The organism is Pseudomonas sp. FG-3G, from assembly GCF_901007645.1.
Lineage (GTDB): Bacteria > Pseudomonadota > Gammaproteobacteria > Pseudomonadales > Pseudomonadaceae > Aquipseudomonas > Aquipseudomonas rhizophila.
Window position 1 is genome coordinate 142,651 of sequence record NZ_CAAKGZ010000034.1, and the last position, 20,753, is coordinate 163,403.

Below are 20,753 nucleotides of genomic sequence, written 5' to 3' on the forward strand. Positions count from 1 at the left end.
CGCGGATATTTGTTGAATCGGTGAGAGGAGGAAGACGTGGCCTCATGTTTACGCTCATGAGGAGCAATGCGGGGGTGACGATCGGACGAGCGGCGATCAGCGGTGCCGCTCAGGATCCGGGTTCTGGATGGCAGCAACCGGTGACGCCAGGGTGCAGAGGAGCCGAAACCACCTCCGCGCCCCCGGCTGCCAGGGCTTACTCCACTGTCACAGACTTGGCCAGGTTTCGTGGCTGGTCGACGTCAGTGCCCTTGAGTACCGCGACATAGTACGACAACAACTGCAGCGGGATCGTGTAGAGGATCGGCGACAGGATGTCGTGGATGTGCGGCATGTGCACCACGTGAGTACCTTCACCATTGGTCATGCCGGCCTTCTCATCGGCAAAGACAATCAGCTGGCCGCCACGGGCGCGCACTTCCTGCAGGTTGGACTTGAGCTTTTCCAGCAGCTCGTTGTTCGGCGCCACGGTGACCACGGGCATATCGTTGTCCACCAGGGCCAGCGGGCCGTGCTTGAGTTCACCGGCCGGATAGGCTTCAGCGTGGATATAGGAAATTTCCTTGAGCTTCAGGGCGCCTTCCATCGCCACTGGGAATTGCGCGCCACGTCCCAGGAACAGGGTGTGGTTCTTCTCGGCGAACAACTCGGCGATTTTTTCCACGGTGCTGTCCATCGCCAGGGCTTCGCCCAGACGGGTCGGCAGGCGGCGCAGTTCTTCCACCAATGTTGCCTCGACACCCTCGCCCAAGGTCCCGCGCACCTGTCCCAGAGACAGGGTCAGCAAAAGCAGGCCCACCAACTGCGTGGTGAACGCCTTGGTCGACGCCACACCGATTTCACGGCCAGCCTGGGTCAGCAGGGTCAGGTCGGATTCGCGCACCAACGAGCTGATGCCCACATTGCAGATCGCCAGGCTGGCGAGGAAACCCAGCTCCTTGGCGTTACGCAGGGCGGCCAAGGTGTCGGCGGTTTCACCGGACTGGGAAATGGTGACGAACAGGGTGTCGGGTTGCACCACCACTTTGCGGTAACGGAACTCGCTGGCGACTTCGACCTGGCACGGAATACCGGCCAACTCTTCCAACCAGTAACGAGCAACCATACCGGCGTGGTAGCTGGTGCCACAGGCAACGATCTGCACGTTGCGAACCTTGGCGAACAGCTCGGCGGCCTGTGGCCCGAACGCCTGGACCAGCACCTGACTCTGGCTCATGCGGCCTTCCAGGGTGCGTTGCACCACGGCCGGTTGTTCGTGGATCTCCTTGAGCATGAAGTGCCGGAACTCGCCCTTGTCGGCGGCTTCGGCGCCGTCACGGTATTGAACGGTCTCGCGCTCCACGGCTTTGCCGTCGATGTCCCAGATCTGCACGCTGTCGCGGCGAATTTCGGCGATATCGCCCTCTTCCAGGTACATGAAGCGGTCAGTGACCTGACGCAGCGCCAACTGATCGGAAGCCAGGAAATTTTCCCCCAGGCCCAGACCGATCACCAACGGGCTGCCGCTGCGGGCAGCAACCAGTCGATCCGGCTGTTCGGCACTGATCACCGCCAAGCCATAGGCACCGTGGAGCTCCTTGACGGTGGCCTTGAGCGCCGCAGTCAGGTCCATCAACTCCTTGAGCTTGTGATTGAGCAGGTGGGCAATGACTTCGGTGTCAGTGTCGGAGGTGAACACATAGCCGAGTGCCTTGAGTTGCTCACGTAGCGCTTCGTGATTCTCGATAATGCCGTTGTGCACGACCGCCAGGTTGTCGGAGAAATGCGGGTGGGCGTTACGCTCGCACGGCGCACCGTGAGTGGCCCAGCGGGTGTGGGCGATGCCCAGGCGCCCCACCAGCGGCTCGGCGTCCAGCGCTTGCTCCAGCTCACTGACTTTGCCAGGGCGTCGCATGCGCTCAAGCTTCTCGTCGTTGGTAAACACCGCCACACCGGCACTGTCATAACCACGGTATTCGAGGCGCTTGAGGCCTTCGAGCAAGATTGCAGTGATATTGCGTTCAGCAACGGCGCCGACAATTCCACACATGCTATTTCTCCTGGCTGGCAGACGCGCAGATCACATTGATTCCACGGGCCTGAATCTGATCGCGGGCCTCCACGGGCAGGCGATCATCGGTAATGAGGGTATGGACGCTGCTCCACGGCAGTTCCAGGTTGGGAATTTTTCGGCCGATCTTGTCGGCCTCCACCATCACGATCACTTCGCGGGCAACCTCAGCCATCACACGGCTCAGGCCCAACAGTTCGTTAAAGGTGGTGGTGCCTCGGACCAGATCGATGCCGTCGGCGCCGATAAACAACTGGTCGAAATCGTAGGAGCGCAGGACCTGCTCCGCGACTTGGCCCTGGAACGACTCGGAATGAGGATCCCAGGTACCGCCGGTCATCAACAGCACCGGTTCATGCTCCAGCTCGCTCAGGGCACTGGCGACATGCAGGGAATTGGTCATCACCACCAACCCCGGCTGCAGTCCGAGCTGAGGAATCATTGCCGCAGTGGTGCTGCCACTGTCGATGATAATCCGCGCATGTTCGCGGACCCGCTTCACCGCGGCCCGGGCAATGGCTTGTTTGTATTTGGAGACGGCTTGCCCGTTATCGGCGACCAGTTCCTGCGGCATGGGGACCGCACCACCGTAACGACGCAGCAGCAAACCATTGGTTTCCAACGCGGCGAGATCCTTGCGAATCGTAACTTCCGAGGTTTCGAAGCGCTTGGCCAACTCATCAACACTGACTTCGCCCTGCTCTTGAAGCAAGGCAAGTATGTTGTGGCGGCGCTGTGGTGTGTTGCGCTTGGACATACGGATAAGTTTCGATTCGAAAGATAACGTAAGTAATCAAAACCTATTGGAAGCATGTCGTCAAGACAAGAGCAGAAAAATTCAGAAACTGGGTGAACATGAACGCCATCGCGAACAGGCTCGCTCCCACATTGATTGCAGCGTCCACGGGGCCCGTGTCAGCCGAGAATTCAGTGTGGGAGCGAGCCTGCTCGCGATGGCGGCGACAGGAGTTGTGGATAACTCAGGTTTTCTGGATTTTGACTGGGCGCTTCCAGCCATCGATGTTGCGCTGCCGCGCACGGGCCACAGCCAGTTGAGACTTATCCACATCCTGATTGATGGTTGAACCTGCTGCGGTGTTTGATCCATCACCGATGGTCACCGGTGCAACCAGCGAATTATTGGAGCCAATGAACACGTCCTCACCAATAGTCGTCTGATACTTATTGGCGCCGTCGTAATTGCAGGTGATGGTACCGGCACCAATGTTCGTGCGTGCGCCGATTTCAGCGTCACCCAGATAGGTCAGGTGACCGGCCTTGGCGCCTTCGCCCATGTGGGCATTCTTGAGCTCGACGAAGTTACCCACATGGGCGTGGGCTTCCAGCACGGTACCCGGACGCAGGCGAGCAAATGGGCCCGCGTCGCTGCCTTCGCCCATGACGGCGCCATCGAGGTGACTGTTGGCTTTGATCACCACGCCTTTTCGCAGGGTGCTGTCCTTGATCACACAGTTCGGGCCGATGACCACGTCGTCTTCGATGATGACCTTGCCTTCAAGGATAACGTTGATGTCGATGACCACATCGCGGCCGACGCTGACTTCACCGCGCACATCGAAACGGGCCGGGTCGCGCAGGGTCACGCCCTGAGCCATCAGGCGGCGGGCGGCGCGCAATTGATAGTGACGCTCCAGTTCGGCCAGTTGCCGGCGATCGTTGGCGCCCTGCACTTCCATGGCATCCAGCGGCTGCTCAGTGGCGACCACCAGCCCGTCGCTGACCGCCATGGCAATCACGTCGGTCAGGTAGTACTCGCCCTGGGCATTGTTGTTCGACAAACGACTCATCCAGTCGCCCAGGCGTTCAGCCGGTACGGCAAGAATGCCGGTGTTGCCTTCGGTGATCGCGCGCTGGGCTTCGTTGGCGTCCTTTTGCTCGACAATCGCTGTCACCTGGCCGTCGGCGTTGCGCACAATGCGGCCGTAACCAGTGGGGTCATCCAGCTCGACGGTCAGCAGGCCCAATTGCTGTGGAGCAGCATGCTTGAGCAGGCGCTGCAAGGTATCGACTTCGATCAGCGGCACGTCGCCGTAGAGAATCAGTACCGTATCGGCGGTAATAAATGGCACCGCCTGGGCCACCGCGTGGCCGGTCCCCAGTTGTTTATCCTGCAGGACAAAATTAAGGTCATCCGCCGCCAAGCGCTCACGCACAGCATCCGCCCCATGGCCGATCACCACGTGAATGCGCTGTGGATCAAGTTGCCGGGCGCTGTGGATAACATGACCGAGCATGGAGTTGCCGGCCACCGGGTGCAATACCTTGGGCAGCGCCGAACGCATGCGAGTGCCTTGACCCGCCGCGAGGATAACGATTTCGAGAGACATGACTGGCTACCAATCCTGGGTGGTCAGCGGCTGCGACCAGATGATGAGTGTCGGAAAAAGAAAAAAGGGTAGCCGAGGCTACCCTTTTTAATCAATCGCACAGAAAGCAGACGGCTTAGCCGCCGAACTTCTTGCGGATCTGCTGGACGGTGCGCAGCTGGGCTGCGGCCTCGGCCAGACGTGCAGCAGCAGAGCCGTAATCGAACTCGGCGCCGCGCTCATGCAAGGCCTTCTCAGCAGCCTTGACGGCTTCCTGAGCGGAGGCTTCGTCCAGGTCGGCAGCACGTTGCACGGTGTCGGCAAGGACCTTGACCATGTTCGGCTGAACCTCGAGGAAACCACCGGAGATGTAATACACCTCGGATTCCCCGCCCTGCTTGATCAAGCGGATCGGACCTGGTTTCAGATTAGTGATCAGCGGTGCGTGACCCAGAGCGATACCAAGATCGCCCAGCTCACCATGCGCAACCACCATCTCGACCAGACCGGAGAAAATTTCCCCTTCCGCACTGACGATATCGCAATGGACTGTCATAGCCATCTGATTGCCTCAACCTAAATTAGCGCCCGTTTCCGGGCGCCGGGATTACAGTTTCTTGGCTTTCTCGATCGCTTCTTCGATGCCGCCGACCATGTAGAACGCTTGTTCTGGCAGGTGGTCGTAGTCACCGTTGAGGATGCCTTTGAAGCCAGCAATGGTGTCTTTCAGGGAAACGTATTTACCCGAGGCACCGGTGAAGACTTCAGCCACGAAGAACGGCTGCGACAAGAAGCGCTGGATCTTACGAGCGCGGGATACCAACTGCTTGTCGGTTTCCGACAGCTCGTCCATACCCAGGATCGCAATGATGTCCTTCAGCTCTTTGTAGCGCTGCAGCACGTACTGAACGCCGCGAGCGGTGTCGTAGTGCTCCTGGCCGATCACGTTCGGGTCCAGCTGACGCGAAGTCGAGTCCAGTGGGTCTACCGCTGGGTAGATACCCAGGGAAGCGATGTCACGGGACAGAACGACGGTGGCGTCCAAGTGGGCGAAGGTGGTCGCTGGCGACGGGTCGGTCAAGTCGTCCGCCGGTACGTATACCGCCTGGATCGAGGTGATCGAACCTTCCTTGGTCGAAGTGATGCGCTCTTGCAGCACGCCCATCTCTTCAGCCAGGGTCGGCTGGTAACCTACTGCCGAAGGCATACGGCCCAGCAGTGCGGATACTTCGGTACCGGCCAGGGTGTAACGGTAGATGTTGTCGACGAACAACAGTACGTCGTTACCTTCGTCACGGAACTTCTCGGCCATGGTCAGACCAGTCAGGGCTACGCGCAGACGGTTTCCCGGCGGCTCGTTCATCTGACCGTAAACCAGTGCCACTTTGTCCAGAACGTTGGAGTCCTTCATCTCGTGGTAGAAGTCGTTACCCTCACGAGTACGCTCACCCACACCGGCGAACACGGAATAACCGCTGTGCTCGATGGCGATGTTACGGATCAGTTCCATCATGTTTACGGTCTTGCCGACACCGGCACCACCGAACAGACCGACTTTACCGCCCTTGGCGAACGGGCAAACCAGATCGATAACCTTGATGCCGGTTTCCAGCAGGTCGTTGCCGCCTGCCTGTTCAGCGAAGGATGGCGCAGGACGGTGAATGCCCCAGCGCTCTTCGGTGGCGATCGGACCTGCTTCGTCGATCGGGTTGCCCAGTACGTCCATGATCCGGCCCAAGGTCGCTTTACCGACCGGTACGGAGATGGCTGCGCCAGAGTCGACAACATCCAGACCGCGCTTCAAGCCTTCGGTGGAGCCCATCGCAATGGTACGTACCACGCCGTCGCCCAGCTGCTGCTGAACTTCCAGAGTGGTTTCCGCGCCTTGTACTTTCAGCGCGTTGTAGATGCTCGGTACGCTGTCGCGTGGAAATTCCACGTCGATAACGGCGCCGATGATTTGAACGATACGTCCGCTACTCATAGCTGGATCCTCTGAATATTTGAACCGTTAAACCGCGGCAGCGCCGCCGACGATTTCCGAGATCTCTTGGGTGATCGCAGCCTGACGCGCCTTGTTGTAGATCAGTTGCAAATCACTGATCAGATCACCGGCGTTGTCGGTAGCGTTCTTCATCGCGATCATCCGCGCCGCTTGTTCAGCTGCGTTGTTCTCGACCACCGCCTGGTAAACCTGCGATTCCACGTAGCGGACCATCAAGCCGTCAAGCAGCTCTTTGGCATCCGGTTCGTAGAGGTAGTCCCAGTGGTGCTTGAGTTCCTGTTCCGGGGTCGCCACCAGTGGAATCAACTGCTCCACGGTAGGCTGTTGCGTCATGGTGTTGATGAATTTGTTGGATACCACGGACAGGCGGTCAATACGGCCTTCCAGGTAAGCATCCAGCATCACCTTGACGCTGCCGATCAGATCATTGATCGACGGCTCTTCACCCAGGTGGCTGATAGCAGCGACGACGTTACCGCCGAAGTTGCGGAAAAAAGCCGCACCCTTGCTACCAATCACGCACAGATCGATCTCGACGCCTTGTTCACGGTTTACAGCCATGTCCTTGACCAGGGCCTTGAACAGGTTGGTGTTCAAGCCACCGCACAGACCACGGTCACTGCTCACCACAACGTAACCGACGCGCTTGATGGCGCGGTCGATCATGAACGGGTGGCGATATTCCGGGTTGGCGTTGGCCAGATGACCAATTACCTGGCGGATGCGCTCCGCGTAGGGACGGCTAGCAGCCATGCGCATTTGTGCCTTGCGCATTTTGCTGACCGCCACTTTTTCCATGGCGCTGGTAATTTTTTGCGTGCTTTTGATGCTCGCAATCTTACTGCGAATCTCTTTTGCGCCTGCCATGTAACACCTATCAGGTTAGCAAGCGGGAGCCTTGCGACTCCCGCTGCGGCTTACCAGGTTTGGGTGGCCTTGAACTTCTCGATACCGGCTTTCATGCCAGCGTCGATTTCGTCATTGAAGTCACCCTTCACGTTGATCTTCGCCATCAAATCGGCGTGATCGCGGTTGAAGTAAGCAATCAGCGCTTGTTCAAAGCTGCCGACCTTGGCGATTTCGACGTCAGTCAGGAACCCACGTTCAGCGGCATACAGCGACAACGCCATGTCAGCGATCGACATCGGAGCGTATTGCTTCTGCTTCATCAGCTCGGTAACGCGCTGACCATGCTCAAGTTGCTTACGGGTCGCTTCGTCCAAGTCAGACGCGAATTGGGCGAATGCCGCCAGTTCACGGTACTGAGCCAGAGCGGTACGGATACCACCGGAGAGCTTCTTGATGATCTTGGTCTGAGCGGCACCACCCACACGGGATACCGAAACACCGGCGTTCACAGCAGGACGGATCCCGGAGTTGAACATGGCCGATTCCAGGAAGATCTGACCGTCGGTGATGGAAATCACGTTGGTCGGAACGAACGCAGAAACGTCGCCAGCCTGGGTTTCGATGATCGGCAGTGCGGTCAGGGAACCGGTTTTGCCGGTCACTGCGCCGTTGGTGAACTTCTCTACGTACTCTTCCGAAACGCGGGATGCGCGCTCCAGCAGACGGGAGTGGAGATAGAACACGTCGCCTGGGTAAGCTTCACGGCCTGGTGGACGGCGCAGCAGCAGGGAAATCTGGCGGTAAGCCACTGCCTGCTTGGACAGATCGTCATAAACGATCAGCGCGTCTTCACCGCGGTCGCGGAAGTATTCGCCCATGGTGCAACCGGAGTACGGTGCCAGGAACTGCAGCGCAGGAGATTCCGAAGCACTGGCAGCCACGATGATCGTGTTGGCCAGGGCGCCGTTTTCTTCCAGCTTGCGAACCACGTTGGCGATGGTCGATTGCTTCTGACCGATTGCCACGTAGACGCAGAAAATGCCGCTGTTCTTCTGGTTGATGATCGCGTCGATCGCCAGAGCGGTTTTACCGATCTGACGGTCACCGATGATCAGCTCACGCTGGCCACGGCCGACAGGGATCATGGCATCGACAGCCTTGTAGCCAGTCTGTACAGGCTGGTCTACCGACTTACGCCAGATCACGCCTGGAGCAACTTTCTCGACCGCATCGGTCTCGGTGTTGTTCAGCGGACCTTTGCCGTCAACTGGGTTACCCAGTGCGTCGACTACGCGACCCAGCAGTTCCTTACCAACCGGAACTTCGAGGATGCGGCCGGTGCACTTGGCGCTCATGCCTTCAGCCAGAGACGTGTACGCGCCCAATACCACGGCACCTACAGAGTCTTGCTCCAGGTTGAGGGCCATACCGTAGACGCCGCCCGGAAACTCGATCATCTCGCCGTACATGACGTCGGCCAGACCGTGAATCCGCACGATGCCGTCAGATACGCTGACGACAGTGCCTTCGTTACGGGCTTGGGAGGTCACATCGAGCTTGTCGATGCGGCCCTTGATAATTTCACTTATTTCGGAAGGATTGAGTTGCTGCATTGCTCTGCTGCCCCTTCAAACTCAAGATTTCAATGCTTCGGCAAGTTTCGCGATTTTGCCGCGAATCGAGCCATCGATAACCAGGTCACCGGCGCGGATAACGACACCACCAATCAAGGCAGGGTCTTCCGTAACGTCCAGACGCACTTCCCGGTTGAGTCGTGCACTGAGAACCTTGGCGAGTTTGTCTTGCTGTTCTTGGTTCAATGCAAAAGCACTGGTCACTTCCACGTCTACCGACTTCTCTTGCTCAGCCTTGTACAGGTCGAACAATGCGGCGATCTCCGGCAGAAGCGGGAGACGGTCGTTTTCGGCAACGACGTGAATGAAATTCTGTGCCTTGGCATCGAACTTGTCGCCGCACACGTCAATGAACGTGGCGGCCTTTTCTGCGCTCGTCAGTCGCGGGGCCTTGAGCACGCGCTGCATGGTGTCATCTTGCGACACCGCTGCTGCCAGGCCGAGCATGGCTGACCAATTGGCCAGTTGCTGGTGGGCCTGAGCGTGCTCGAAGGCCGCCTTAGCGTAAGGTCGGGCCAACGTGGTCAGTTCTGCCATGATCGCCCTCGCTTAAATTTCAGCAGCCAGTTTGTTTACCAGCTCTGCGTGCGCGTTTTGATCGATTGTGGCACCCAGGATCTTCGAAGCACCGCCAACAGCCAGGGCACCCACTTGGGCACGCAGGGCGTCTTTGACACTGTTCAGTTCCTGTTCGATCTCGGCTTGAGCCTGAGCCTTCACACGGTCAGCTTCGACGCGAGCCTGTTCACGGGCTTCGTCGACAATCTGGGTACCGCGTTTCTTGGCTTGCTCGATGATTTCAGCTGCCTGAGCTTTCGCTTCGCGCAGTTGCTGACCCACTTTCTCATGGGCCAACTCCAGGTCGCGAGCTGCACGGCTGGCAGCGTCCAGACCATCCGCGATCTTCTTTTGACGTTCGTGCAATGCCGCAATGACCGGAGGCCATACGAACTTCATGCAGAACAGTACAAAAATCAGGAACGCAACGGACTGGCCAATCAGGGTCGCATTAATGTTCACGCCAACACCTCGCAGTTACGTTGTCCATCACACCAATCTACTCGAGACATCCGAGTAATTAGCCAGCGATTTGACCAACGAACGGGTTCGCAAAGGTGAAGAACAGAGCGATACCAACACCGATCATGGTCACGGCGTCGAGCAGACCAGCCACGATGAACATTTTAACTTGCAGCATTGGAACCATTTCTGGCTGACGCGCGGCGCCTTCCAGGAACTTGCCGCCCAGCAGGCCGAAACCAATTGCGGTACCCAGTGCGCCCAGGCCGATCAACAGTGCAACAGCGATAGCGGTTAGACCAACTACAGTTTCCATCTTTCCTCCCGACTTTTACGTCGTATGGTTTAGGTTTTTTAGATTAAAGCGGTAAAACAAATCGTTTCATCAAGCCCGTTCGGGCCCCTTCCCGTGTGACCGGGAAGGACATCAGACTAGTCGAGACTGGCCTTAATGGTTTTCTTCGTGCGCCATCGACAGGTAGACGATGGTCAGCATCATGAAGATGAACGCCTGCAGGGTGATGATCAGGATGTGGAACACAGCCCACGCCCACTGCAGAACTACACCCAGGCCGCTGAGCCAGAGCAGACCGCTGCCGAACATCACGGCGATCAGGATGAACACCAGCTCGCCGGCATACATGTTGCCGAACAGACGCAGGGCCAGGGAGATCGGTTTGGCGATCAGGGTCACGAACTCCAGAAGGAAGTTCACCGGGATCAGCAGGGCCTGAACGAGAATGTTCTTGCTGCCGAACGGGTGCAGGGTCAGTTCGCCGATGAAGCCGCCGATGCCCTTGACCTTGATGCTATAGAAAATGATCAGTGCGAAAACCGAGAACGCCATGCCCAGGGTCGCGTTCGGGTCGGTAGTCGACACGGCGCGGAACGGGATGTGCGAATCGCCGGAGATCAGGATGGCCAGCTGAGGAATCCAGTCGACCGGTACCAGGTCGATGGCGTTCATCAGGAACACCCAGACGAAGATGGTCAGTGCCAGCGGTGCGATCACCGGGCTACGGCCATGGAAGCTGTCTTTCACGCTGCCATCGACGAATTCGACCAATACTTCAACGAAGTTCTGCAGTGCACCAGGCTGACCGGAAGTCGCCTTCTTCGCCGCCATGCGGAAAAGAAGCACGAAGATCAGACCCAGTGCGACCGACCAGCCGAGCGTATCGACGTGGAAGGCCCAGAAGCCCATTTCCTTGGCTTCTGCTGCGGTGTGAGCAAAGCCCCAGCCGCCATTGGGTAGCTGCCCGAAGGTCAGGTTCTGCAAGTGGTGCTGGATATAGCCCGAAGCGGTTGTCTCTGCCATGGTTGCCTCAAACGCCCTAAGGTCTCGAAAGTCTTGTTCTCATTAGCAGGGGAGCGAACCAGCTAACCAGTTGGGTCAGCACGAAGACGCTGAATACAGCCAGCGGCGCCAGTGGCTTCACACCTGCGAACGTCAATGCAAACAGCACTGCCGTCAAAATCAGTTTCCCCGCCTCACCGGCATAAAAAGACCGGACGATGGCTTGGGCTGCCCGGGCGCCGGAAAACCGAAATGCCCTGTGAGCGAAATAAATATTGGGAAGCAAGGCTATCAGGCCTCCGCAAAGCCCTGAGTATCCGGCGACGACTCCCTTCCATTGCCAGAGCGCCAAAGCAGCGATCAGTACAACGACGAATTGGGTCATCAACACCGGGAAAACAGCCAGACGATGGAACGGCAAGCGGTTTGGCGTGCGTGTTTCCATCGCTTTTGCTCTCCAATGATCGGCCGCCATAATTCAATAACTTGGCATAATTTGTGCCGACAAAATGCGCGCAGAGTATAGGGGCGGTTCTGCCCCTATTCAACTGCCAGGTAGTGATTTCCGACTGCGCGCTACAAGAGCAATTGTTTCAGCGAATGTGCGCAAGGACACCTTGCAGCTCATCGAGGGAGTTATAACCGATCACCAATTGCCCTTTGCCCTTCTTGCCGTGGCGAATCTGCACCGCAGAGCCTAGGCGCTCGGCCAGGCGCTGTTCCAGGCGTGCGATATCCGGATCGGTTTTCGGTGCTTCGACAGGTGCCGGTTTACCACTGAGCCACTGACGAACCAGTGCCTCGGTTTGGCGCACAGTCAGGCCTCGTGCGACAACATGTCGCGCCCCTTCAACCTGTTGATTTTCCGGCAAACCGAGCAACGCCCGGGCATGCCCCATTTCCAGATCACCATGGGACAGCATGGTCTTGATGACTTCCGGCAACGCAATCAGGCGCAACAGGTTGGCCACGGTCACGCGGGACTTGCCCACCGCCTCGGCGACCTGCTGTTGAGTCAGCTGGAACTCCTGCTGCAAACGCTGCAGGGCCACAGCCTCTTCGATCGGGTTGAGGTCTTCGCGCTGGATATTCTCGATCAGCGCCATGGCGATGGCGGTTTCATCCGGTACATCGCGGACCATCGCCGGAATGGTTTCCTGACCCGCCTGCTGGCTGGCACGCCAGCGGCGTTCGCCGGCGATGATCTCGAAGCGCCCGTTGGCGATCGGCCGAACCACGATCGGCTGCATCACGCCCTGGCTCTTGATCGACTGGGCCAGCTCTTCCAGTGCCTGCGGATCCATGTCCCGACGCGGCTGATACTTGCCGCGCTGGATCAGGTCCAGGGGCAAGTGTTGCAGCTCGCGCTGATCGACTTGTACGGCCTGCTCTTCCAGCGAACTGACAGTGGGGCCACTGAGCAGTGCATCCAGTCCACGTCCGAGACCTCGTTTCTTGACGGCCATGGGGTTTCCTTAAGTTGGCTGGGCAGCAGCGGTGCGTGGGTTTCGGCGCTGGCGGCGAACCATCTCGCCCGCCAGGGCCAGGTAGGCCAGCGCGCCCCGGGATTGTTTGTCGTAGGCCAGGGCCGGCATGCCGTAGCTCGGCGCTTCGGCCAAACGGATGTTACGCGGAATGACCGTATCGTAGAGCTGCTCGCCGAAGTGTTCCTTGAGCTGGGCCGATACGTCGTTCATCAGGCTCAGGCGCGGGTCATACATGGTCCGCAGCAGGCCCTCGACTTTCAGCTCCGGGTTCAGCAGTTCGGCAATGCGCTTGATGTTATCCACAAGGTCGCTCAACCCTTCAAGGGCGAAGTACTCGCACTGCATGGGGATAATCACCCCATCAGCGGCCACCAGGGCGTTGAGGGTCAGCATCGAAAGCGACGGTGGGCAGTCGATCAGGATGTAATCGTAATTTTCCCGAATCGGCGCCAAGGCGCTGCGCAGGCGGCTTTCCTTCATCTGCATTTCCAGCAGAACCACTTCGGCCGCCGTCAGGTCACGGTTGGCCGGCAGCAGTTGATAACCGCCGTGTTCGGAGAAATGCATGGCCTGGCCCAGATCGCATTCGCCGATCAGGACATCGTAAATGGAGTTTTCCAAGCCATGTTTATCCACACCGCTACCCATGGTGGCGTTGCCCTGTGGATCGAGATCGATCAGCAACACCCGGCGCTTGGTCGCGACCAGGGATGCTGCGAGGTTGATGCAGGTGGTGGTTTTACCCACACCACCCTTCTGGTTCGCTATCGCGAATACCTTAGCCATTGTTGCTTGTATTCCCAATCATGCCGTGCGGCGCAGTATCAGCAGATGGCGTTGGCCTTGGCAACCGGGTACGGCCAGGGCGTGTTCGCTATCGAGGTGGAAGTCTGCCGGCAATGCTACCAGCTCATCGGCCGGATGAACGCCCTTCATTGCCAGCCAGCGCGTATCGGCATCGCCCAGGTGGCGAGTCCAGTTGCTGAAGTTTTCCATGCTGCTGAACGCCCGGGAGATGATCCCGTTGAAAGGCTGGGCAGGCTGGAACGCTTCGACGCGGCTGTGGATAACTTGCAGGTTATCCAGTTTGAGTTCGAGTTTGACCTGGGTCAGGAAGCGGGTTTTCTTGCCGTTGCTGTCCAGACAGGTCACTTGCGAGCCAGGAAACAGGATCGCCAGCGGGATACCCGGCATGCCCCCGCCACTGCCGACATCGAGCCAGCGGCCGTCTTCGATGAAGGACATGACGCTGAGGCTGTCGAGCAGATGCCGCGAGACCATTTCATCCGGATCGCGCACCGCGGTCAGGTTGTAGGCCTTGTTCCATTTGATCAACAGGGCCAGATAGCCCAGCAGCTGCGCGTGCTGGGCTTCAGTCAGGCTGACGCCGAGCTGACGGGCACCTGTGGATAACTCTTCGGCGTGTTGCGAGGTGACCATCGAACTCAAGCGCTTTGCTCCAACTGACGGCCCGCGCCGCGTTTTTTCAAATGAATCATCAACAGGGAAATGGCCGCCGGGGTCACACCGGGAATGCGCGAAGCCTGGCCCAGGGTCTCGGGACGAGTTGCACCGAGCTTGCTCTGGATTTCCTTCGACAACCCGGAAATGCCGGTGTAATCGATATCCACAGGCAGTTTGGTGTCTTCACTGGCGCGCAGACGGGCGATTTCGTCTTGCTGACGGTCGATGTAACCGGCGTATTTGGTCTTGATCTCGACCTGCTCGGCCACCTGCGGATCCTCCGCGCCCTGACCGGTCACTTCCACCAGCCCGGCATAATCGATTTCCGGGCGGCTCAACAAGTTGAGCAAGTTGTATTCGTGGGTCAGCGGTGTGCCGAATTTGGTTGCGATGGCATCGCCCTGCTCGGTACCGGGACGAACCCAAGTGCTTTTCAGGCGCTGTTCTTCCAGCTCGATACTCTCGCGTTTCTTGCAGAACGCGGCCCAGCGAACGTCATCGACCAGCCCCAGCTCGCGACCTTTCTCGGTCAGGCGCAGGTCAGCGTTGTCTTCACGCAGGATCAGACGATATTCGGCACGGGAGGTGAACATCCGATACGGTTCCTGGGTACCCAGGGTAATCAAATCATCCACAAGCACACCGATATACGCCTCATCGCGGCGCGGGCACCAGCTGTCTTTGCCCTGGGCGCGCAGCGCTGCGTTGGCGCCAGCCAGCAGGCCTTGGGCACCGGCCTCTTCGTAACCGGTGGTGCCGTTGATTTGTCCGGCAAAGAACAGGCCGCCGATGACTTTGGTTTCCAGGCTGTACTTCAGGTCCCGCGGGTCGAAGTAATCGTATTCGATGGCATAGCCCGGACGAACGATGTGGGCGTTTTCCATGCCGCGAATCGATTGGACGATCTGCAGTTGCACGTCGAACGGCAGGGAAGTGGAAATCCCGTTCGGGTACAGCTCGTGCGTCGTCAGGCCTTCGGGTTCGATGAAGACCTGATGGCTTTCCTTGTCGGCAAACCGATGGATCTTGTCTTCGATCGATGGGCAATAACGCGGGCCGATACCTTCGATCACGCCGGAATACATGGGCGAGCGATCCAGGTTGGCAGCAATGATTTCGTGAGTGCGGGCGTTGGTATGGGTGATCCAGCAGCTCACCTGTTTCGGGTGCTGCGCTTTGGAGCCCATGAACGACATGACCGGAATCGGCGTATCGCCCGGCTGCTCGGTCATCACCGAGAAATCCACAGAGCGGCCATCGATGCGCGGTGGCGTACCGGTTTTCAGGCGACCGACACGCAACGGCAACTCACGCAGGCGCTGGGCCAGTGCGATTGAGGGTGGATCACCTGCGCGACCGCCGGAATAGTTCTGCATGCCGATGTGGATAAGTCCACCGAGGAAGGTCCCGGTGGTCAGCACCACGGAATCAGCGAAGAAGCGCAGGCCCATCTGGGTCACAACACCACGCACCTGGTCCTGCTCGACGATCAGGTCATCGGCTGCCTGTTGAAATATCCACAGGTTCGGCTGGTTTTCCAGGATTTCGCGGACAGCGGCCTTGTACAGGACACGGTCGGCCTGGGCACGAGTAGCCCGCACGGCCGGGCCTTTACGGCTGTTCAATACACGAAACTGAATGCCACCTTTATCCGTGGCCATGGCCATCGCGCCACCGAGGGCATCGATTTCCTTGACCAGATGGCTTTTGCCAATCCCACCAATGGCGGGGTTGCAGCTCATGGCGCCGAGGGTTTCCACGTTATGCGTCAGCAACAGGGTTTTAGCCCCCATGCGTGCTGATGCAAGTGCTGCCTCGGTACCGGCATGACCGCCGCCGATGACGATCACTTCAAAACGGGAAGGGAAATCCACCACGCACCTCGTGCCTGCTTAATTCAGGTAATTCGGAAAATAGGTTTGAGCCTGGCTTTGGGCGTTTTTCGAGCCAGGTCGGCAAGTATAGGGACTTCCCCTTTCCTAAAGAACCCTTTGCACAAAATTTAACCAGCTGTGGAGAAGTCGAGGTAAAAGAAATTAAAAAGAAAGAAATTTATAAAACCTTTGTTTTTATGTTTATTCTTACTGAGCCTCACTTCTGTGGATAAAGCTCTGAAGGCCTTTATATTCAATATGTACAGAGATTCAAAACCCTGTGGTCAGGTGCGGCTGAGGGGCTTGGATAACCGGTGTAAGCCTGTGGATGAATGGGGTGGTTATCCACAGAGGGGGTTATCTTCAGTTTTGAAGGGGGTTTATCAACCGAGCTCAGGGCCAGTTATTCACAGGGCTTAATCCACAGGAAAACTGGCTTTTGATCCAGACACCGCCCACAGGCAAGCCGCCATGCAGGGCAATCGTTCCAGAAAAGGGAAAAAACCGGCTGCATGGACTCGTTGTAGGGTCGATAGCAGCCGGGTTCTTAAGGAATGGGTTATTTACCGATGCAGAAGCTGGAGAAGATTCGACCAAGCAGGTCATCAGAGCTGAAGGCCCCGGTAATTTCCCCGAGAGCTTGCTGGGCCTGACGTAAATCTTCGGCCAGTAGCTCACCGGCTCCGGCAAGGGTCAGTTGCGCGCGACCGTGCTCAAGCGCCGCGCTGGCATGGCGCAGCGCCTCAAGGTGCCGACGACGGGCGCTGAAGCTGCTTTCCGAAGTCTGCTCGTAACCCATGCAGGCCTTTAAATGTTCGCGCAGCAACTCCAGTCCCATATCCGCGGATTTCGCACTGAGGCTAATGGTGACGTGGCCATCAGCGCTGACCTCCAGGGTCACGGGTTCCCCGGTCAGGTCGGCCTTGTTTCGAATCAGCGTGACTTTCGAAGGGTCAGGCCGGGTTTCCAGAAACTCTGGCCACAAAGCGAAAGGATCATCCGCTTCCGGGGCCGTGGCATCGACCACCAACAACACGCGGTCAGCCTCGCCGATGGCTTTGAGCGCACGCTCCACGCCGATTTTTTCCACATGGTCGTCGGTATCCCGCAGGCCGGCCGTGTCGACCACATGCAGGGGCATACCATCGATGTGGATATGTTCGCGCAGAATATCCCGGGTGGTGCCGGCGATCTCGGTAACAATCGCGGCCTCACGGCCTGCCAAGGCGTTGAGGAGGCTGGATTTGCCGGCATTTGGCCTTCCGGCGATCACCACCGTCATCCCATCGCGCAACAAAGCACCCTGCCCGGCTTCGCGCAGTACTGTGGATAACTCATCGCGGACCTTGTCGAGCATGCTGAGCACGTGACCATCGGCGAGAAAGTCGATCTCTTCCTCGGGAAAGTCGATCGCGGCCTCGACGTAGATCCGCAGGCCGATCAGTTGCTCGGTGAGGTTATGCACACGCTGGGAAAAAGCGCCCTGCAGGGATCGCAAGGCATTGCGCGCGGCCTGTGCGGAACTGGCTTCGATCAGATCAGCAATGGCTTCGGCCTGGGCCAGGTCGAGCTTGTCATTGAGGAATGCGCGTTCGCTGAACTCGCCTGGTCGCGCAAGACGACACCCCAGTTCGAGGCAACGCTTGAGCAACATGTCCAGGACGATCGGACCACCATGGCCTTGCAGTTCCAGCACATCTTCGCCGGTGAACGAGTTGGGACCAGGAAAATACAAAGCCAGGCCTTCATCGAGCACCTGCTGGTCATCACTGAAAAAAGGGCCGTAGTGAGCAAACCGCGGTTTGAGTTCTCGACCGCTGATGGCCTTTGCCGCGACGCTGGCCAACGGTCCCGAAATACGGACGATGCCGACTCCGCCGCGACCTTGGGCAGTGGCAACGGCGGCGATGGTTTCACGAGGTGCGCTCATAAACCGGTATCCAGACAAAAGTGGCAGATAGCAAAACGCCCCACTAGGGGGCGTTTTGTGTGGTTATCCACAGAGCAAGTTACGCCTCGGCTTTTTTCGTAGCCGCTTCGATCTTACGCGTGATGTACCACTGCTGGGTAATCGACAACACGTTGTTCACAACCCAGTACAGCACCAGGCCCGCAGGGAACCACAGGAAGAAGAAGGTGAAGATGATCGGCATCATCTTCATGACCTTCGCCTGCATAGGGTCCGGAGGCGTTGGGTTCAGCTGCTGCTGAATGAACATGGTCGCGCCCATGATGATCGGCAGGATGAAGAACGGATCCTTGATCGACAGGTCGGTAATCCACAGCATGAACGGTGCCTGGCGCATCTCGACGCTTTCCAGCAGCACCCAGTACAGCGCCAGGAACACAGGCATTTGGACAAGAATCGGCAAGCAACCACCCAACGGGTTGATCTTCTCTTTCTTGTACAGCTCCATCATGGCCTGGGACATTTTCTGCCGGTCATCGCCATGTTGTTCTTTCAGGGCGGCCAGTTTCGGTGCCACTGCGCGCATGCGAGCCATGGATTTGTAGCTGGCTGCCGACAATGGGAAGAAGATCCCCTTGATCAGCATGGTCAGGAAGATGATCGACCAGCCCCAGTTACCGACGATGCTGTGGATATGTTGCAGCAGCCAGAAGATTGGCTGGGCAATGAACCACAGGAACCCGTAGTCCACGGTCAGTTCCAGACCTGGGGACAACTCTTTCAACACCGCTTGGCTTTTTGGACCGGCATACAGAATCGCGCTGGTCTCGACTTTTGCACCTGGTGCAGCGGTCAATGCCGGGCCGGTATAACCGACGATGTAGTTGCCTTTGCTGTCTTTACGCGTCTGGACGACGTTGTTCTCGCCTTTCTGCGGGATCCAGGCGGTTACAAAATAGTGCTGCAACCAGGCAACCCAGCCACCTTGTACGGTTTCCTTGAGCTGCGCCTTGTCCATGTCTTTCATGGACACTTTCTTGTACGGCTCCGAACTTGTCCACAGGGCAGCGCCCAGGTAAGTCGCGGTACCGGTGGCGGTGCTGGAGGAAGGATCATCGCTGGCGTCACGCTTGAGCTGCGCGAACATCGCACCAGACCAGGGCTGTGCGCTCTGGTTGTCGATCAGATAGGAAACAGTCACGTCATACAGGCCACGTTTCAAAGTGAAACGCTTGATGTAATTGACGCCGTCCTTGCTGAACTTCAGGTCCACGACCAACTGGTCCTGACCGTCAGCCAGTTGATAAGTCTTCTTCTCGGAGGAGTAAACCGGCCGGCCGGCCGGGTTTGCATCCGGGCCGTTGGTGCCGATCAGACCACTTTGGGCCAGATAGGTCCGCTCATTGCCGTTATCGAACAACTGGAATGGAATTTCCGGATGGTCCTGGCGGCGCGGATACAACGGCAGCTTCAACTGAGCGACGTCACCACCTTGTGGATCGATTGCCAGCTCAAGCACGTCAGTCTTGATCTGGATCAGATCCTTGCTTGCAGCCACAGGGGCTTCGGCAGGAGCAGTGGTATCGTTTGCCGCGCGGGGGATGTCGTCATTGCTGGCGGTGCTATTGCCAGTCGTGGTGTCCGGCAAGCTCGGTGCGGTATTGCTGGCTGCAACATTCTGAGTCGGCAGGGCAGCCTGGCCATAGTCCTGGTTCCATTTAAGAACCATTACGTAGGACACGATTGCCAGGGCGACGATCAGGATCGTGCGTTTGATATCCATGATTACTCGGCCATCGAAGAAGAACGGGAGGTAGGGATAGGCGGAACCGGGTCATAACCGCCGGGATTCCACGGATGACAGCGACCTAAACGACGAAAGGTCAGCCAGCCACCGCGCAGAAGGCCATGATTTTCTATGGCTTCATACGCGTAGCAAGAACAACTGGGGTAGAAACGACAGTGACTGGCCATCAGGGGACTAATGGCGTAGCGATAAAACTGGATCGGAACGAGTGCCAGTTTACGCATCGGGACTGTCTACCCCTACAGTTTCGGTGTTGACTGCTGGCGGTGCTGGCTTGTTACGAGCCAAGCGCTTCCAGAGTTTGCCGAAATGCTGAATCAATTCGGGGTTTTCTACGTCACCCAAACCTTTGCGCGCGACGATAACAATGTCCCAACCGACCAGAGAATCCTGGTTCAGGCGAAACGATTCGCGCATCAGACGTTTGAGGCGATTGCGCTGAACGGAGAGCTTGACGCTCTTTTTCCCGATAACCAGCCCTAGTCGGGGGTGATCAAGATCGTTGCTGCGCGCAAGGAGCAGGAGATTATTCCCCGGAACCTTGCCGGTAGGGGAGTCAAAGACTGCCTTGAAATGCCGGGGTGTAAGCAGACGCTTTTCCCGACTGAAGTCCTGACTCACCTCCAGTGCCGGATTATCAAACTGCCAGACGCGCACGACCTTTGGCGCGACGACGCGACAGGACGGCACGACCGTTCTTGGTAGCCATGCGAGCACGGAAACCGTGGGTACGAGCGCGTTTGATAGTGCTTGGTTGGAAAGTACGTTTCATGTCGTGTTACCTGGGTTCGTCCACAACGGGCCGGAATGGCCCCCGTTTTAAGAGACCGGGGATTCTAGAGAAAGCAAGCCTCTAGGTCAATTTCCAACCAGCGTTTACTTCAAATAGATATCGCGCCTGGATAGCGGCTTCATCGCAGGACTCCAGATATAGAAATAAAAAGAAAGGAATTATTTAAAGCTTTTCTGTAAAGCTTATAAAAGCAAGGCTGGCACCTATCTGTGGATAACCATCCCTAGGCCTTGTAGT

General features: G+C 57.9%; 21 protein-coding genes. All 21 read right to left on the reverse strand.

Features of this window, described 5'->3' with window-relative positions:
* Positions 1-196: 196 nt before the first annotated feature.
* Positions 197-2,029, reverse strand: coding sequence for a glutamine--fructose-6-phosphate transaminase (isomerizing) (glmS, locus tag PSEUDOMOFG3G_RS22675; protein ID WP_107323171.1), 1,833 nt, complete (start codon positions 2,027-2,029; stop codon positions 197-199).
* A gap of 1 nt (position 2,030) precedes the next feature.
* Positions 2,031-2,807 carry a DeoR/GlpR family DNA-binding transcription regulator gene (locus PSEUDOMOFG3G_RS22680; protein WP_107323172.1) on the reverse strand — a complete coding sequence of 259 codons (777 nt, stop codon included), beginning with the start codon at positions 2,805-2,807 and terminating at the stop codon, positions 2,031-2,033.
* 223 nt (positions 2,808-3,030) lie between these two features.
* Positions 3,031-4,398, reverse strand: a complete 1,368-nt coding sequence (gene glmU / locus PSEUDOMOFG3G_RS22685) for a bifunctional UDP-N-acetylglucosamine diphosphorylase/glucosamine-1-phosphate N-acetyltransferase GlmU (protein ID WP_107323173.1) — start codon at positions 4,396-4,398, stop codon at positions 3,031-3,033.
* 115 nt (positions 4,399-4,513) lie between these two features.
* Positions 4,514-4,939 (reverse strand): F0F1 ATP synthase subunit epsilon, encoded by a 426-nt coding sequence (locus PSEUDOMOFG3G_RS22690; RefSeq protein WP_047230094.1) that lies wholly within the window; start codon positions 4,937-4,939, stop codon positions 4,514-4,516.
* A 45-nt stretch (positions 4,940-4,984) separates the two neighbouring features.
* Positions 4,985-6,361, reverse strand: coding sequence for a F0F1 ATP synthase subunit beta (atpD, locus tag PSEUDOMOFG3G_RS22695; protein ID WP_047230095.1), 1,377 nt, complete (start codon positions 6,359-6,361; stop codon positions 4,985-4,987).
* 27 nt (positions 6,362-6,388) lie between these two features.
* Entirely contained in the window at positions 6,389-7,249 is an 861-nt protein-coding gene (atpG, locus tag PSEUDOMOFG3G_RS22700) for a F0F1 ATP synthase subunit gamma (RefSeq protein ID WP_003207090.1), read from the reverse strand.
* Between the two features lie 50 nt (positions 7,250-7,299).
* Entirely contained in the window at positions 7,300-8,844 is a 1,545-nt protein-coding gene (gene atpA / locus PSEUDOMOFG3G_RS22705; RefSeq protein WP_025216279.1) for a F0F1 ATP synthase subunit alpha, read from the reverse strand.
* Positions 8,845-8,865: 21 nt separating this feature from the next.
* A complete protein-coding gene (locus PSEUDOMOFG3G_RS22710; RefSeq protein WP_047230096.1) occupies positions 8,866-9,402 on the reverse strand; it encodes a F0F1 ATP synthase subunit delta in 537 nt (178 codons plus the stop codon).
* Between the two features lie 12 nt (positions 9,403-9,414).
* A complete protein-coding gene (locus PSEUDOMOFG3G_RS22715) occupies positions 9,415-9,885 on the reverse strand; it encodes a F0F1 ATP synthase subunit B (protein WP_047230097.1) in 471 nt (156 codons plus the stop codon).
* Between the two features lie 58 nt (positions 9,886-9,943).
* Positions 9,944-10,201 (reverse strand): F0F1 ATP synthase subunit C, encoded by a 258-nt coding sequence (atpE, locus tag PSEUDOMOFG3G_RS22720; protein ID WP_003097235.1) that lies wholly within the window; start codon positions 10,199-10,201, stop codon positions 9,944-9,946.
* A gap of 132 nt (positions 10,202-10,333) precedes the next feature.
* The gene (gene atpB / locus PSEUDOMOFG3G_RS22725; RefSeq protein WP_047230098.1) at positions 10,334-11,203 is read right to left on the reverse strand and encodes a F0F1 ATP synthase subunit A; all 870 of its coding nucleotides are present in this window, start codon (positions 11,201-11,203) and stop codon (positions 10,334-10,336) included.
* A gap of 16 nt (positions 11,204-11,219) precedes the next feature.
* Positions 11,220-11,627, reverse strand: coding sequence for a F0F1 ATP synthase subunit I (locus tag PSEUDOMOFG3G_RS22730; protein WP_047230099.1), 408 nt, complete (start codon positions 11,625-11,627; stop codon positions 11,220-11,222).
* A gap of 148 nt (positions 11,628-11,775) precedes the next feature.
* Positions 11,776-12,648, reverse strand: a complete 873-nt coding sequence (locus PSEUDOMOFG3G_RS22735; RefSeq protein WP_003207098.1) for a ParB/RepB/Spo0J family partition protein — start codon at positions 12,646-12,648, stop codon at positions 11,776-11,778.
* Between the two features lie 9 nt (positions 12,649-12,657).
* Complete coding sequence (locus PSEUDOMOFG3G_RS22740; protein WP_003187199.1) at positions 12,658-13,455, reverse strand: ParA family protein; 798 nt, start codon at positions 13,453-13,455, stop codon at positions 12,658-12,660.
* 18 nt (positions 13,456-13,473) lie between these two features.
* Entirely contained in the window at positions 13,474-14,109 is a 636-nt protein-coding gene (gene rsmG / locus PSEUDOMOFG3G_RS22745) for a 16S rRNA (guanine(527)-N(7))-methyltransferase RsmG (RefSeq protein ID WP_171061291.1), read from the reverse strand.
* A gap of 5 nt (positions 14,110-14,114) precedes the next feature.
* A complete protein-coding gene (gene mnmG, locus PSEUDOMOFG3G_RS22750) occupies positions 14,115-16,007 on the reverse strand; it encodes a tRNA uridine-5-carboxymethylaminomethyl(34) synthesis enzyme MnmG (RefSeq protein ID WP_047230101.1) in 1,893 nt (630 codons plus the stop codon).
* A gap of 559 nt (positions 16,008-16,566) precedes the next feature.
* Complete coding sequence (mnmE, locus tag PSEUDOMOFG3G_RS22755) at positions 16,567-17,937, reverse strand: tRNA uridine-5-carboxymethylaminomethyl(34) synthesis GTPase MnmE (protein ID WP_107323176.1); 1,371 nt, start codon at positions 17,935-17,937, stop codon at positions 16,567-16,569.
* A gap of 79 nt (positions 17,938-18,016) precedes the next feature.
* Complete coding sequence (gene yidC / locus PSEUDOMOFG3G_RS22760; RefSeq protein ID WP_047230103.1) at positions 18,017-19,699, reverse strand: membrane protein insertase YidC; 1,683 nt, start codon at positions 19,697-19,699, stop codon at positions 18,017-18,019.
* A gap of 2 nt (positions 19,700-19,701) precedes the next feature.
* Positions 19,702-19,947, reverse strand: coding sequence for a membrane protein insertion efficiency factor YidD (yidD, locus tag PSEUDOMOFG3G_RS22765; RefSeq protein WP_010465488.1), 246 nt, complete (start codon positions 19,945-19,947; stop codon positions 19,702-19,704).
* Positions 19,940-20,344: a ribonuclease P protein component gene (gene rnpA / locus PSEUDOMOFG3G_RS22770; protein ID WP_218938987.1), complete on the reverse strand. Its 405-nt coding sequence runs from the start codon at positions 20,342-20,344 to the stop codon at positions 19,940-19,942. Before rnpA ends, yidD begins: the two co-directional genes overlap by 8 nt.
* A 16-nt stretch (positions 20,345-20,360) precedes the next feature.
* The gene (rpmH, locus tag PSEUDOMOFG3G_RS22775) at positions 20,361-20,495 is read right to left on the reverse strand and encodes a 50S ribosomal protein L34 (RefSeq protein ID WP_003213577.1); all 135 of its coding nucleotides are present in this window, start codon (positions 20,493-20,495) and stop codon (positions 20,361-20,363) included.
* Between the last annotated feature and the right edge of the window lie 258 nt (positions 20,496-20,753).

Bases quoted from the DNA above. Each gene is read 5' to 3' on its own strand.
- glmS (WP_107323171.1), bottom strand. From the start codon at position 2,029: ATGTGTGGAATTGTCGGCGCCGTTGCTGAACGCAATATCACTGCAATC.
- PSEUDOMOFG3G_RS22680 (WP_107323172.1), bottom strand. From the start codon at position 2,807: ATGTCCAAGCGCAACACACCACAGCGCCGCCACAACATACTTGCCTTG.
- glmU (WP_107323173.1), bottom strand. From the start codon at position 4,398: ATGTCTCTCGAAATCGTTATCCTCGCGGCGGGTCAAGGCACTCGCATG.
- PSEUDOMOFG3G_RS22690 (WP_047230094.1), bottom strand. From the start codon at position 4,939: ATGGCTATGACAGTCCATTGCGATATCGTCAGTGCGGAAGGGGAAATT.
- atpD (WP_047230095.1), bottom strand. From the start codon at position 6,361: ATGAGTAGCGGACGTATCGTTCAAATCATCGGCGCCGTTATCGACGTG.
- atpG (WP_003207090.1), bottom strand. From the start codon at position 7,249: ATGGCAGGCGCAAAAGAGATTCGCAGTAAGATTGCGAGCATCAAAAGC.
- atpA (WP_025216279.1), bottom strand. From the start codon at position 8,844: ATGCAGCAACTCAATCCTTCCGAAATAAGTGAAATTATCAAGGGCCGC.
- PSEUDOMOFG3G_RS22710 (WP_047230096.1), bottom strand. From the start codon at position 9,402: ATGGCAGAACTGACCACGTTGGCCCGACCTTACGCTAAGGCGGCCTTC.
- atpE (WP_003097235.1), bottom strand. From the start codon at position 10,201: ATGGAAACTGTAGTTGGTCTAACCGCTATCGCTGTTGCACTGTTGATC.
- atpB (WP_047230098.1), bottom strand. From the start codon at position 11,203: ATGGCAGAGACAACCGCTTCGGGCTATATCCAGCACCACTTGCAGAAC.
- PSEUDOMOFG3G_RS22730 (WP_047230099.1), bottom strand. From the start codon at position 11,627: ATGGAAACACGCACGCCAAACCGCTTGCCGTTCCATCGTCTGGCTGTT.
- PSEUDOMOFG3G_RS22735 (WP_003207098.1), bottom strand. From the start codon at position 12,648: ATGGCCGTCAAGAAACGAGGTCTCGGACGTGGACTGGATGCACTGCTC.
- PSEUDOMOFG3G_RS22740 (WP_003187199.1), bottom strand. From the start codon at position 13,455: ATGGCTAAGGTATTCGCGATAGCGAACCAGAAGGGTGGTGTGGGTAAA.
- rsmG (WP_171061291.1), bottom strand. From the start codon at position 14,109: ATGGTCACCTCGCAACACGCCGAAGAGTTATCCACAGGTGCCCGTCAG.
- mnmE (WP_107323176.1), bottom strand. From the start codon at position 17,937: ATGAGCGCACCTCGTGAAACCATCGCCGCCGTTGCCACTGCCCAAGGT.
- yidC (WP_047230103.1), bottom strand. From the start codon at position 19,699: ATGGATATCAAACGCACGATCCTGATCGTCGCCCTGGCAATCGTGTCC.
- yidD (WP_010465488.1), bottom strand. From the start codon at position 19,947: ATGCGTAAACTGGCACTCGTTCCGATCCAGTTTTATCGCTACGCCATT.
- rpmH (WP_003213577.1), bottom strand. From the start codon at position 20,495: ATGAAACGTACTTTCCAACCAAGCACTATCAAACGCGCTCGTACCCAC.